This window comes from Kitasatospora sp. NPDC048540 (assembly GCF_040651175.1).
In the GTDB taxonomy this organism is placed as follows: Bacteria; Actinomycetota; Actinomycetes; order Streptomycetales; family Streptomycetaceae; genus Kitasatospora.
In genome coordinates, this window is record NZ_JBEZIR010000002.1 from 178,816 (window position 1) to 192,173 (window position 13,358).

General features: G+C 76.2%; 11 protein-coding genes. 6 read left to right on the forward strand and 5 right to left on the reverse strand.

Annotated features, from left to right (window positions below):
• Window positions 1-287: 287 nt before the first annotated feature.
• Window positions 288-2,114 carry an ABC transporter ATP-binding protein gene (locus tag AB0D08_RS02605; RefSeq protein ID WP_359886022.1) on the forward strand — a complete coding sequence of 609 codons (1,827 nt, stop codon included), beginning with the start codon at window positions 288-290 and terminating at the stop codon, window positions 2,112-2,114.
• A 36-nt stretch (window positions 2,115-2,150) separates the two neighbouring features.
• Here AB0D08_RS02605 and AB0D08_RS02610 read toward each other — a convergent pair whose 3' ends face one another.
• From AB0D08_RS02610 to AB0D08_RS02625, 4 genes are read right to left on the reverse strand one after another with little or no spacing between them, the layout of a single operon-like run.
• On the reverse strand, window positions 2,151-3,452 hold the full coding sequence (locus tag AB0D08_RS02610; protein ID WP_233289373.1) for a CHAT domain-containing protein: 1,302 nt from the start codon (window positions 3,450-3,452) through the stop codon (window positions 2,151-2,153).
• A gap of 26 nt (window positions 3,453-3,478) precedes the next feature.
• A complete protein-coding gene (locus tag AB0D08_RS02615) occupies window positions 3,479-5,206 on the reverse strand; it encodes a hypothetical protein (protein WP_359886023.1) in 1,728 nt (575 codons plus the stop codon).
• Between the two features lie 4 nt (window positions 5,207-5,210).
• Complete coding sequence (locus AB0D08_RS02620) at window positions 5,211-6,533, reverse strand: hypothetical protein (RefSeq protein ID WP_359886024.1); 1,323 nt, start codon at window positions 6,531-6,533, stop codon at window positions 5,211-5,213.
• Window positions 6,533-8,068, reverse strand: coding sequence for a hypothetical protein (locus AB0D08_RS02625; RefSeq protein WP_051814141.1), 1,536 nt, complete (start codon window positions 8,066-8,068; stop codon window positions 6,533-6,535). Before AB0D08_RS02625 ends, AB0D08_RS02620 begins: the two co-directional genes overlap by 1 nt.
• Window positions 8,069-8,206: 138 nt before the next feature.
• On the opposite strand from AB0D08_RS02625, the gene AB0D08_RS02630 reads away from it, so the two are divergent.
• The 4 genes from AB0D08_RS02630 (at window position 8,207) to AB0D08_RS02645 (ending at window position 11,475) form a co-directional block, all read left to right on the forward strand.
• On the forward strand, window positions 8,207-8,626 hold the full coding sequence (locus AB0D08_RS02630) for a hypothetical protein (protein WP_033825093.1): 420 nt from the start codon (window positions 8,207-8,209) through the stop codon (window positions 8,624-8,626).
• A 62-nt stretch (window positions 8,627-8,688) separates the two neighbouring features.
• The gene (locus AB0D08_RS02635; protein ID WP_359886025.1) at window positions 8,689-9,141 is read left to right on the forward strand and encodes a hypothetical protein; all 453 of its coding nucleotides are present in this window, start codon (window positions 8,689-8,691) and stop codon (window positions 9,139-9,141) included.
• A gap of 430 nt (window positions 9,142-9,571) precedes the next feature.
• The gene (locus AB0D08_RS02640) at window positions 9,572-10,804 is read left to right on the forward strand and encodes a sensor histidine kinase (RefSeq protein WP_359886026.1); all 1,233 of its coding nucleotides are present in this window, start codon (window positions 9,572-9,574) and stop codon (window positions 10,802-10,804) included.
• Window positions 10,801-11,475: a response regulator transcription factor gene (locus tag AB0D08_RS02645; protein ID WP_359886027.1), complete on the forward strand. Its 675-nt coding sequence runs from the start codon at window positions 10,801-10,803 to the stop codon at window positions 11,473-11,475. The genes AB0D08_RS02640 and AB0D08_RS02645 overlap by 4 nt, the downstream gene beginning before the upstream one ends.
• Window positions 11,476-11,505: 30 nt before the next feature.
• On the opposite strand, the gene AB0D08_RS02650 is transcribed toward AB0D08_RS02645, so the two are convergent.
• Window positions 11,506-12,033, reverse strand: a complete 528-nt coding sequence (locus AB0D08_RS02650) for a VOC family protein (RefSeq protein ID WP_359886028.1) — start codon at window positions 12,031-12,033, stop codon at window positions 11,506-11,508.
• A 268-nt stretch (window positions 12,034-12,301) separates the two neighbouring features.
• Between AB0D08_RS02650 and AB0D08_RS02655 the strand changes: the two genes are divergently transcribed.
• Window positions 12,302-13,117 carry a DUF1206 domain-containing protein gene (locus AB0D08_RS02655; protein WP_233289372.1) on the forward strand — a complete coding sequence of 272 codons (816 nt, stop codon included), beginning with the start codon at window positions 12,302-12,304 and terminating at the stop codon, window positions 13,115-13,117.
• Window positions 13,118-13,358: the final 241 nt, after the last annotated feature.

Consider the following 13,358-nt stretch of genomic DNA (forward strand, 5'->3'; position numbering starts at 1 on the left):
CGCTGAGCGTCCTCAACTGCGGCACCAGCACCGTCTCCACGCTGATCTGCCTCTGACCCGTCCGCCCGTCCGGTAGGGCGGGAAACACGGTACAGCCGACCGGGCCGTCACCACCGGCCCGGCCGGCCCACCGGGCCGCAGCGGCGACACCCCGCTGCGGCCCGGACCAGCAACTCCGCCGGTCTGGGGCGTCGTACGCCGCAGGCCGGCGATGTCGTGATCCCGCCGGCGTCGCGGGCCACCGCACCGTCGCCGCACCGCCGTTCGTACCACCAGAGAGGCTGCCCGTGGCCGACCAGAGCACCCGCACCGCCAGCCGCCCGCCGGACCCGGTACGGCTGCGCGCCGAGCTGACCGCCGAGCCCGTCCGGCTCGCCCTGTCCCTGCTGGCCGCCCTCGCAGCCACCGCCGCGATCCTCGCCCTCCCCCTGCTGGTGCGCGAGATCATCACCGACTTCTCCGCCCACCGCCCGCTCACCCCCGACGTGCTGCTGATGTGCGCGGCCGCGCTCGGCGGCGCCCTCGCCGAGGCGCTGTCCGGGTTCCTGCTGGCCCGCATCGGCGAACGGCTGACCTACCGGCTGCGGGTCCGCATCATGGAACACGCCCTGCGGCTGCCGCTGGCCACCGTCCGCACCAAAGGCACCGGCGAGATCGCCGCCCGGATCACCTCCGACGCCCTGCTGCTGCGCCAGGTCGTCGAGGTCGCCGTCCAACTGCCGCTGGCCGCACTGACAGTGGCGGCGACCCTGGTCGTGATGGTCTGGATCGACTGGGTACTGACCCTGGTCACGGTACTCGCGCTCGCCGTCCTGACCGTCCTGGTCCTGCTCATCCTGCGCCGGATGCGGGCCAACGTCACCGGCCAGCAGGACGCCGTCGGACAGCTCGCCCAGCGCTTCACCGCCGACCTCGACGCCCTCACCACCATCAAGGCCTACCGCGCCGAACCGGTGGCCGCCCGCGCCCTGGCCGCCGACGCCGAACGGCTGCGCGCCGTCTCCCTGGTGGGCGCCCGCCTCGGCTCGCTGATCCCCGCGGTCCTCACCCTCGGCAACCAGCTCGCGATGATCGCCGTGATCCTCACCGGCGGCGCCCGCCTCGCCGCCGGGAACCTCCAAGTCGCCGAGTTCGCCGCCTTCCTGCTCTACCTGCTGCAGACCATCCCCTCCGTCAACACGCTGGCCACCGGCACCGGCCGCCTCCAGGCCGGCCTGGCCGCCCGGGACCGCTGCAACCAGCTGCTCGCCCTCCCCCCGGAGACCGACCCCAGGGACGTCGAACGAGCCGTCCCCACCCCGGTGCCCGACGCCCCCTCCGTGGTCTTCCGCTCCGTCGGCTACACCCACGGCGGCTCCACGGAACCCGCGCTGCGCGGCATCTCCTTCACCACCGCCCGCACCGGCCTGACCGCCGTGGTCGGCCCGTCCGGGGCCGGCAAGAGCACCACCCTGTCGCTGATCGACCGGTTCATCCGCCCGACGGCCGGCACCATCACCGTCCTCGGCCACGACGTCCAGAGCTGGCCCCTGGACGCGCTGCGCGGCCGGATCGCCTACGTCGACCAGGCGTTCACCCTGCTGGAGGCCACCGCTCGGGAGAACCTCCAGCTCGGCCGCACCCACCGGGCCGACGACACCGAACTCGACGCCGCACTCGACGCCGTCGGCCTCACCGAGGACATCGCCCGCCTACCGCAGGGCCTCGACACCCCGCTGGGCCGCGAATCCGACCTCTCCGGCGGCCAGCGCCAGCGGATGGCACTCGCCCGCGCCCTGCTCTCCGACGCCGAGATCGTCCTGCTCGACGAGCCCACCAGCCAGCTGGACGGACTCAACGAACAGCGGTTCCGGGCGATCGTCTCCGAACTCGCCGCGACCCGCGCCGTCATCGTGGTCGCCCACCGGCTCTCCACCGTCCAGCACGCCCACCACGTCATCATGATGAACCGGGGCACCGTCGTCGACGCCGGCGGCCACCGCGAACTGCTCGCCCGCTGCGGCCCGTACCGGGACCTGGTCGCCAGCCAGACCGTCCCCGGGACGGGCCTCGACGCCGGGCCCGCCACGCCCACTACACCCTCCACACCCTCCACGGCGGTGCCGACGCGCTGAGTTCGGGTGTTCGGCGGTCGGCGGTCGGCGGGTGGCTCAGACGGTGATGCAGGTGAGGGCCGCCCACAGCAGCGGTGAGTGCTCGATCCGGTGGCCGGTACGCCAGCGGGCCAGCTGCTCCCGCTGCCAGCCGCCGAGTGCGCCGACTGGGTCCGGGCGGTCATGGGCGGCGTCGACGGCAAGGACTGCCTCCGACAGCGGGCGGACCGACTCGGACAGGCCCGCCAGCCGGTGGAAGGCGAAGCTGGTCGGCAGCGTCCAGCGGGTCGCGGTGACCAGCTCCGCGCCGTTGTGGAGCATCGCCGCCGCCAGCCCGAAGGACTCGGCGAAGCGCAGGTCCCCGCCGCTCTCGCAAGCGATCAACGCGACCCTCGGCGGCGCCGGCCACAGCCGCGCTCCCGGCACACCGTCCGGTCGTCCCGCCAGGGTGCCGAGCAGCAGGTCCTTCGCCGACAGCGGACGGTGGCCGCGGACCGGCTCGGCGAGGCCCGGGACCTGCGCCCCGCAGGCGAGATGCAGCGCCGCGTCCTCGCTCTGGCCGCCGTCGACCGGCGCGCCGCTGACGTGCCCGACGTACAGCAGCCGGCGCGCGCCGGCGCGCAGCGCGCCGCCCAGCCAGTCGCGGTCCAGGTCGCTGCGCCGGAACGCCTCCGCCGGGGCGGCCACGGCCGGTACCGCGGTCCCCGAGTCGAGGTGACGCCCCACCAGGGCGAGCAGCGCCGGGTCCGAGCCGGGCGGGCCGAGCACCGAGCCGAGCACGGAGTCCGCGCGGAACCCGGGGATCCTCGGGTCGAGCACCAGGACGACTGCGTCCCGTCCGGCGGTCTGCGCCTGTGGTGCCCGAAGCGGCTGCGGTGCCTGAGGTTCCTGAGGTTCCTGAGGTTCCTGCGGTCCGTCCGGGCCCGGCGGACCGGGCGGGCGGCGGAGCGAGAGCGGCGCAGCGGTCGCGACGTCCGCGAGGTCGATCAGCCGGGTGTCGTCCGTGTCGACCGTGAGCAGCTCCCACGGCACCTGGGCGACCCGGGGCGAGGGCTGGATCCGGACCACCGGACGGCCCGCCACCCCCGACACGTGCCGTAATTGCTCCGTCAGGCCCGGCGGCCACAGTGCCTCGGCCAGCAGCCGGGCCAGCCCGAGTTCACCGCGCCCGTCGGCGAACGCGCCCGCCCCCAGCGCGTGCCGCATCGCCTCGCCCGGGCCCGGCAGGGCGGCCGCCAGTGCCCGGACCGCCTGCTCGACCTCGGGGGCGGGCGCGTACCCGCTGCCGTAGCCGTGGGCGCCGGCCGTCCAACGCCAGGTCAGATGGAGGTCCCCGGCGTCGGCGAGCCTGAGCAGCACGACCGGACGCGCAGGCGCGCCCGCGGTCACCACGACGCCACCGCGGGCCCGCTCACGACCGCCCGGTGGTAGCGGGTCCGGGCGGCCTGCGCGTACTCCTGCAACGCGGTACGCGGCGAGGCCGGCGACATCAGCACCGGCGGCGGAGGAGCCGCCCGCAGCCCGACCGACGCGGCGGCCTCTGCAGCGACGGCACCGAGCGGGGAGGCCGGTGACCCCGGGACGGCCGCGGGTGCACGGACCTTCGCCGCCGGGTCCGGGAAGGCCGCCGTCGCTGTCCCGCCCTGCACCCGGTCCAGCGTCAACGCGGCCCCGGCGCAGCGGTGTTCGACCAGCTCGAAGAGCAACCCCTGGTCCCCGCGCAGCTGTGCCAGCCGGAACACCAGCCGCATCCCCTCCTGCGCCAGCTCCAGCCACTGGCTGCGCGCGTGGCCGGTCGCGAAGTCGAAGCGGAACGCCTCGACCGCCAGCGCCGCCGGGACGGCCAGCGCGAGCGCCGCGTCGAGCGCCGCCGCCCGGTCGCCCGTCGGGGCGTCGGCCGTCGGCGCGCTGTCCGCCGCGGCGTCGGCTGTCGCGGCCGGGTCGGCGCCCGGCAGCCGGTCGAGGGAGCCCTCGATGCTCGCCGCGAGCATCAGATCGGCCTGTGCGCAGCGCTCGTACACGCCCTGCGCCTGGTACACCTCGCGGGCGCCCTCGGTGAGCCTCCGTTGCTCGTCGAGGTCACCGCGGGCGTACGCCTGCCGGGCGGCCAGCAGCATGGTGTCCGCCGCCGCGAGCGAGGCACCGAGCCGCTGGAACCGCGCCAGCCCGGTCTCCACCAGGGCCCGGGCCCCGGCGGCGTCCCCGCGCTGTGCGGCCAGGAAGCCGCGGGCCTGCTCGCAGACCGCCAGGTCGCCGAAGCGGCGCTGCTGCTCGAAGACGGCGGAAGCCTCGGCGAAGAGCCGCTCGGCGGTATCGAAGTCGCCGCGCCGCATCGCGGTGTACGCCCGGTCGGCGATCAGCTCCTGCCGTGCGCCGACGTCGCCGAGCAGCGCGAAGCCCTCCTCGGCGCGGGTGAACCAGTCCTCCGCGGGGTCGAACCGCCCGGTCGAGGCGCAGGCCAGCCCCAGCGCGGTGAACAGCCGCGGCCGGGTCTCCACCTCGGCGGGCGTGGTGTCCAGCACCGCCAGTGCCAGTTCCTCCGCCGCGCCCCACTCGCTGCGCGCCATCAGCAACAGGACCCGGTGGTGGCCGAGTTCGGCCGCGCGCGTGCCGTCCCCGGCGAACCCGGGCAGCCGGGCGTCCGCCTCGTCCAGGCACCCGGCGGCCTCGTCCAGCCGGCCGGACCGGCGCAGCAGTTCGGCCCGTCCCAGCAGCGTCTTCAGCAGGACGTCCAGCCACAGCTGCCGTCCGCGCGGGCCCATCGGGGCGGCCTCGATGGAGCGGAGCAGGTCGAGCGAGCCGATGAAGTCATCGTCGGCGTAGGGGAGGTCGGAGGCGGAGAGGCGGACGATGGCACTGTTGGCCAGCAGATGGGCGCGCAGGAAGCGGACATCGGGCGAGTCGTCGAGCGCCTCGGCGGCTGCCAGCAGGCGGCGGAGGACGGCGAGCGCCGCCGCGAGGTCGGCCGCGAGCTGGAGGTCCTCGAACTGCGCCAGCCCGCTGTCGAACGGTTCACCGAACAGCGGTGCCGCGCCGGGGTCCGTCGGGTCCGCGAGGTCCGTCGGGTCCGCCGGGTCCGGCGGTGGCGTGTGCTGGGCATCGGCAGGAGGCATGGCGTCAGAAGTCCTCGGCGGCGTCGGTCGCGGCGATCTCGGAGAGAAACGGCCGGGCAGGGGAGTCGTACGGGACGGGGCCGGCGGCCATGGACAGCCGGTGGCGGGCCAGGGTGCGCACCGCCTCGCGGTCGGCCGCCGGGGCCGGGGGCCCGTCTTCGGAGCCGCCGAATCCGGGCAGTAGGACGTCCACCTCGATCCGGGCCGCCGCCGCCTCGGGCAGCACCAGGTCCGCCCGGCCGAACCAGACGTCGTCCCGCCGCGCGAGCGGCACCCGGCCGGCCGGTTCACCGTCCACCCGCACCTGCGCGACCAGCAACACACCGTCCGCCGGTACGACGGCACCCGCGAGCGCCTCGACCTCGATCCGGCGGCCGGACCCCTCCGCCCGGGCCGTCCAGGTGACCGCCTCCTCGGCCGCGTCGACGAAACCGGGCGGGTAGCGCCGCCAGTCGCACTGCCCCACGCCGCGCGCGATCACCCGGCCGGACCCGGACCCGGACCCGGCACCGGCCCCGGCCCCCGTCACGGGCCCGCCCGCCGCGAGCGCGTACCCGCCCGGCCGGGCGAACAGTGCGCCGAAGCCCGACAGCGGCGACAGCTCGCCCTCCCGGGGGCCGCCCGCAGGCGCGGCGCCGTCGAACTCTTCCCGCAGCAGCCGGAGTTCGGGCCCGTCCAGCCCGGCGAGGTCCGCCAGCGCGTCGACCAGCCGGAGCACCTCCTCCACCTGGGCCGGCACCGGGACAGGGGCCGCGAACTGAGCCCGGTCGTCAGCCGTGCGCCACCACCGCAACAGCGGGCCGATCGCCGCCCGGTGGGCATCGAGCAGATCCACCGCGGAGTCGTCCACCTGGTCGCCGGAGCCGTCGAAGAGCTGCTGGCACCGGTGGCCCAGCGCGGCGAGCTCCAGACCGAGCAGGTCGGCCGGCGGCGCCGGGATCCCGTCCCGGTCCGAGGCCGGCCACCACCGGGCCGCCCACAGCCCGAGGGCGAGCCGGGTTGCATCAGCGGACAGCCGTGGGTCGGCCGGCCCGGCCGGCACGGTGACAGGCCCGGACCGCCCGTCGGCGCAGGCGGCGACCGCAGCTGCGGCCTGTGGCCCGTACAGTGCCCAGAGCCACTGCTGCGCCCGCGCGCCGTCGTGCACCAGGGCCGTCGGCGGACCCGGGTCGCCGGGTGCGGGCCAGGTCAGAACGGCACCGGCGACATCGAGTCCCGCCTGCGCGAACACGGGTCGGGTGGTGGCGGGTTCGGGGATCTCGGGCGTCGTCCCGGGCACGACCCGGACCTCGCCGCCCGCGGTCCTGTCGACGGTGAGCCAGGACATCAGGCGCTCCTCGCCTCGACGAACTGCGGTACGGCGGGCGCCGAGAGGGCGCGCAGGGCGTTGCGCACCCGGCCGCGGTGGTCCATCAGCACCGAGCGGGCCACCCCGTCGAGCAGTTCCCACGCGGAGGCCGGGCCGTCCAGCGGGGCCTCGCGCACATCGCGTCCGTGCAGCCTGACCCAGAGCCGGCGCAGGTAGGCCACCCAGGGGCTGCGCAGCTCCGCTGCGAGTGCGGCGAGCGTGCCGCCGTCCGGGTCGGGCGCGGTGGTCATCCGGCGGGCCCGCAGGACCGACGCCTCGCGCTGCCAGCGGCGGTTCACCAGCCGGTGGGCGGCGGTCCCTGGCCCCGGCGGCCGCCCGGAACCCAGCGGGTCCAGGCCGACCGCGAGGCAGCCACCGAGGACCACGGCCACCCGCAAGCTCTCGTCACCGAGGCCGAGCGGCCCGCAGCTTCGGCCGACCTCGCGCCGTACCAGCTCCGGCACGGGCGGCAGGTCCGCGTCCCGCCCCGAGGACTGGAGGACGGTGAACACCCGCTCGAACAGGGTGCGGTCGAGCGGCGGCGGAAGGGTCGCGGTCGACGCGCCACGGCCGGGCTCCGGACGAGGCGGCACCCGGTGGGCGGTCAGCTCCAGGTGCGGGGGCAGGTCCGCGCGCCCCCACAGGGCGTCCGCGTGGCCCGCCCACAGCGCCCGGCCGAGCGCACTGCCCGACCCGCTGTCGACCAGTTCGGCGAAGGCCGCCGCGCCCGCCGCGCCCGCCGCGCCCGTCCGGTCCGGAGTGCCGGTGCCGGTGCTGGCGCCGGTGGTGCTGGTCGGGTCGGGCCCGGTGCTCGGCGCGCCGCACGCGTCGAGCACCTCGGCCGCCAGCGCCGTTAGCGCCGCCAGCGCCGAGACAGCCGCCAGGTCGCCCGGCGGCGTCAACTCCCGTGCCTCCCAAGCCGCGAGCAGGGTCCGGTCGAGCGCGGCGCGGCGGTCCGGATCGGCGAGGTGCTCCCTGAGCGCGTCCACCGTGCGTCCGCCGCCCGCCTCCGCGATCTCGCGGACGGCGGCCCGGGCCATGCCCTCCGCAGTGCGCACCGAGGCACCGGGCGCCGAGGCGCGGGACGAGGGGGCGCCGGGCGCGGGGGAAGCAGGCGCCGAGGCGCCGGGTGCGGGGGCCCCGTGCACGGTGGCCAGCTCGAAGCAGCGCTGGAAGTACAGGTCCTGAGGGTTGCCCGCGACGATCCCGAGCGCCCGCCGGGCCCGTTTGAGCAGCGTGAACCAGGCGGCGGTCGCCGCCAGACACCCGCCGGCCTCCTGGATCAGCCGTTCCAACTCGGCGGCCTGCGAAGGTTCCAGGAAGTCCGCCGCCAGCGAGGTGTGCAGCGACGGCCGGACCACCAGCGGCAGCAGGATCAGCTTCACGGTCCGGGTCAGCGGGCTGCCGCCCGGCCCGCTGAGCGGCTCCAACCCCGGCCCGAGCGCACGCCAGGCACGGTCGATGACCATGGCACGCGGGACGCAGGTCCCGGTCGGCCCGCTGGGTGAGTCCATGGGCCCAGGGTACGGCGCCCGGTGATCACCGACGCCGGGGCCCCACGGCCCGGAACCTGGGATCGGTAGGCGCGGCGGGCCGATTAGCGTCCACGGCATCGGACACCGAGCAGGTGGCACAGAGAGGAACGCAGAGACATGGGAATCTTCGGCAAGGGCCGCAGGAGCCGCGAGGAGAAGGCCGAGGAGATCGTCGGGCAGATCGCCGAGGGCAAGGGGTTCTACGGCCGGATGACCAAGGCCTTCGTCGGCGGCCAGGACTTCGCCGCGATCCAGCAGTCCATCGCCGGCCACCGGTCGGCCGGCGAGGTCCAGCAACTGCTTGCCGCCGGGGCGCCCACCGTCCCCGCCGTCGTGGTCTCGATCGCCGACACCGGCCGCCTGGTCAACTACGACCCGGTCGTCGACCTGGTGGTCCGGCCGAGTGGCCCGACGCAGGACCAGCTGACCCTGCGCACCCTGGTGTCCAAGCTGCAGATCCCGCGGGCCGGCGACCAGGTGCTGCTGCTGCCCGACCCCGCAAACCCGGGCGGATTCCTGTACGCGGGCCTGGCCTGACCACCGGTCGACCGGCCCGGGTGCCGGCCGGGGGCGGGCAGCCCGGGCGGACGCTGGTCCCCGTGGTCGGTCCGGTGGGCGCACTGCTGCGCCACCTGGTCGGGGCGGCGACGGCCCTGCTGGGACCGGCCCTGCTGGCCGGCTCGGTGACCGCCGGGACCGCGCTGCGGATCGTGGGCGCAGGCTTCACCCTGGTCATGACGCCGCTCGGGATCGGCGTGATGGTCCGCACCCGCCGGGAACGCGCGGACAACCGGAGCCTCGACCGGTCCGGGTCCGCCGCGACCGCCGAGGTGATCGCGCTCACCACCATCCCCTGGGACGGCGAGGTGGACGGCGTCCGGCTCAGGGTACGGATCAGCGGCCCCGGCTTCCGGCCGTTCGAGGCGGCCTGGGACCGATCGGCGCACTCCGGGCTGCGGGTGGGCCGGCTCCTGCCCGCCACCGTGGACCCGGTGGACGGCCGCTTCCGGGTCCGGATCCCCGCCCGGCCCCGTCGGCGCGCGCCACGGTGAGCGGGGGACGCCACACACGTCGCGGCGCCCGACCACCCGTACCGCGACGGTGACCGCGGCCAGCGGCCACAGCAGGTACACCGCCCACGAGCCCGCCACCGTCGGGGAGAAGGCGAGACCGCCGGGCAACGGGCCCCGGTTCTGCACCAGGTGCCGCCACGCGATCACCACCATGGCCTGGTCGACGGTGACCGCGCTGTGCCGGATCGGCACCCCGAACCCCAGCCCGGTCAGCGCACAGACCGGCACAGACAGGCTCAGACCGGCACAGACCGCCGGAACGCCGTACCGCGGTTGCCGGCCGGCCGGCCCGCTGGTCGTTGGCCCGCCGGCCTCCCGCCTTGGACGGCAATCGCCGGGCCCGGCCATCCCCTGGGCTTACACCCCGGGGCGGATGCCCGGCCGCGGGCGGCGCGTCTAGGGTCCCGGCATGGACACCACCACCCGTACCCGCACCGACGCCGAGCCCGCCGCCGCCCGCCGCAACGACCCGCCGGGGAGACCCGGCCCGGTGGCGGCCGGGTGGCCCGCACTCTGGGGCGGGAGCCTGCTGTACGCCCTCACGGTGCTGCTGCTGCCGACCGGCGCGCCGAGCGTCTCCGGTACCTTCCAGGGCCTGGCTGCGGTGCTGGCGGTCGGCCTGCTGACCGGTGTGCTGCGCCAAAGGCCGCTGCTGGCGCTGGCGTTGACGTTGGCCGGCTCGCTCATGCTGGTGGTGCTGAGCCGCGACGTCCGCCAGCCGGACCGGTTCCTGGCCTTCCTGGCGGCCGACATCGCCCTCGGCTTCGTCTCCGCCACCCGGACCCGTCCGGTCGTGCTCGCCGCCGCCGCCGTCTCCGCCGCCGTGCAACTGCTGACCGCCGGGGGCTTCGCCTACGGCCCCGACCGGCTGGTCGCCATCAGCGTGGTCGCGCTGCTGGGGATGGTCACCGCGTACGTGGTCGGGCTGCTCGTCCGTGAGCGGCGGGAGCACGGGGCGGCCCTGCGCCGGCAGGAGGTGGCCGAGGCCGTCACCGCCGAACGGCTGAGGATCGCACGGGAGTTGCACGACATGGTGGCGCACAGCATCGGCATCATCGCGATCCAGGCCGGTGTCGGCAGCCGGGTCATCGAGACCCAGCCGGCCGAGGCCCGGGAGGCGCTGAGGGCGATCGAGGCCACCGGCCGGGAGACCCTCGCGGGCCTGCGGCGCACCCTGGTGGCGCTCCGTCAGGCCGACCCGACCGGCGCAGGCCCGGCCTCCGCGGTGCCCGTACCGGGCCTCGCCGACCTCGACCGGCTGGCCGCGGCGACCGCCGACGCGGGTGTGCGGGTGGAGGTGCACCGCAGCGGCGACCAGCGCCCGATCCCGGCCGAGATCGACCTGTCCGCCTACCGTATCGTCCAGGAGGCGCTGACCAACGTGGTCCGCCACGCGGCCACCACGCACTGCCGGGTGACCGTCGAACACGGGGACGGGGAACTGCTGGTGGAGGTCGTCGACGACGGGCGCGGGGCCCAACACCCCGGCGCGGCACACGGGTTCGGCATCATCGGGATGCGGGAGCGGGTCGCCCTGCTGCACGGCGCGTTCAGCGCCGGACCGCGCGCGGAGGGCGGCTTCCGGGTGGCGGCCAGGCTGCCGCTGCCCACCGACACCCACGGCCCGGCGGTGGCCGGGTGATCCGGGTCCTCCTCGCCGACGACCAGCCGCTGCTCCGGTCCGGCCTGCGGGTGATCATGGCCGACCATCCGGACCTGGAGGTCGTCGGCGAGGCCGCCAACGGAGCCGAGGCCGTCCGGCTCGCCGCCGAGACCGCCCCCGACGTGGTGGTGATGGACATCCGGATGCCCGGCATGGACGGCATCGAGGCCACCCGCCGGGTCGCCGGCGCCTCGGCGGCCACCCGGGTCCTGATCCTGACCACCTTCGACGAGGACGAGCACGTCCACGCCGCACTCCGCGCCGGAGCGAGCGGCTTCGCGGTCAAGGACATGGCCGTGGACGACATCCTCGCCGCGGTCCGGGTGGTCGCGGCAGGGGACGCGCTGCTCGCCCCGGGCGTCACCCGCCGCCTGATCGCCGACTTCCTCGGCCGCCCCGGAACCGCGCTCCCGGCCCACGGCGGTGCCGACCGCGCGCGGCTGACGGAGGCCATCACCGACCGCGAACGGGAGGTGCTGACCCTGGTCGGCAGCGGCCGCTCCAACGCCGAGATCGCCGAGGACCTCTTCATCACCGTGGCCACCGCCAAGTCCCACGTCTCACGGCTGTTCACCAAACTCGGTGCCCGGGACCGGGTCCAACTCGTCATCACCGCGTACGAGCTGGGCCTGGTCGCCCCGCAGCGCTGAGCCGCGCACCCGGGGTCGAGCTGGTAGCCGTCAGCCCTCAGTTGGCCGTTGGCCGTTGGCCGTCGCGGCGGTGGCCGACCGGCGGGCGAGCTCCTGTGCGGAGAGGTCCTCCAGGTGGGTCAGGAAGACCCACAGGTGGCCCGACGGGTCCTTCAGGATGACGGTCCGGTCGCCGTGGAACATGTCCGTCGGCGGCTGGAGGACCTCGGCGCCCGCCGCCGCCGCGCGCTCCGCGAGCGCGTCCACGTCCGGTACGAACACGTGCAGCATGACGGAGGTCCCGCCGCCGAGCACGGGCGGCGGCGCGAAGGAGCCGGACCCCGCCTCCGCCGCCCCGGCGTCGCCCAGCATCAGCACCGACCCGCCGATGCTGATCTCCGCATGCAGGACCCCGCCCCCCGGAGCGTCGATCCGGACGTCCTCGCGCGCGCCGAACGCGTGCCGGTAGAACTCGATCGCCGCAACCGCGTCGTCGACCATGATGTGCGGGACCACGGCCCGGCGGTAGCGCTCGGGTACCTCGAAGGCGGCTGCGGTCCCGGTTCCGGTCTCTGACATGGTGGTTCTCCTCGCGCTCGGCCGGCTGCCGCCGGAGGGTTCCGGGGCACATGGTTGAACCTAGAAGCTGAAGTGAGGTTGAAGTCAAGGCGGTCGGGCCGCTCGCCGGTCCGGCCCGCCTGCCGCCGCGGCCCGCCGCCGCCGACCCGGAGGCTCGGTGTGACCGCCGCCATCGCGGGCAGACGCGCCCCGGCAAGCCGCGCGGACGCGCGGTGCGCCCGGCCACCGGAGGGGCCCCGTGATGCCATCCAACAGGCTTACGCAGCAGATGGGTTCGGCTCTGCCGGACGTCGACGAGGCCGGGCCGTGGGCGCTGCGGTGGGCCGGACGGGCCGGGTTCACCGCGCGGGGCGTCGTCTACCTCGTGGTGGGCACCCTCGCGATTCGGATCGCGTTCGGACGGGGTACAGGGGAGGCCGACCGGCAGGGCGCGCTGCGCGAGATCGCAGGCGGACCGTTCGGCGCGGCGGCGCTCTGGCTGCTGGTGGCCGGGTTCGCGAGCATGGCCCTGTGGCGGGCCTGCTCGGCCGTGTCCTGCGCGGGCTTCGGACGCAAGAGCGGAAGAGCGGGCAGATGCCTGATGGATGCGGGCCGCGCCACCTTCTACGCCGCCGTCAGCTGGGGGACCGCCGCCTTCGCGGTCGGCGCCGGCGGGCAGGGCGACGGCGACAGCCAGTCCCGGGACTGGACGGCGTCCGCCCTCGCCCTGCCCGCCGGCCGGTGGCTGCTGGGCGCCGCCGGCGTCGCCCTCGCGACGGCGGGGGCCGGCATGGCCGTCCGCGCGGTCCGCCGCCGCTTCCTGCGGGAACTGGACACCGGGGGGATGGGCACCTGGACCCGGCGCTGGGTCACCGCCTGCGGAGTGGCGGGCAACGCGGCCCGAGGGACGGTCTTCGCTGCGGCGGGCGCCTTCGTCGTCACCGCGGCCGTCCGCTTCGACCCGTACCGGGCCAAGGGGCTCGACGACACCCTCCGGGCCTTCGCGGGCACCCGGGCCGGGCCGTGGCTGCTGGTCCTGGTCGCCCTCGGCCTGTCGCTGTTCGGCGTGTTCTCCTTCGCCTCGGCCCGCTGGCGGCGCTTCTGACGGCCCGCCGTCCGGATGCGCCCGGACCCGGCGCCGGGCCCGATCACCACCCCGGGCTGCACCCACCCGAAGCAGCAACACCCTGCCCCGGAGACGACAGTCATGGACCCCGCCACGCCCGGCGCACCGCAGGGCGGGCCGCGCCCGCCGGGCGGAGCCCCCGACCCCGCCGACCGGCCCCGGCGGAGGCCCAGCCGATCCGGGTCCTCGCCGACTCCGGTTGCAACCCACTCCGGCTCAC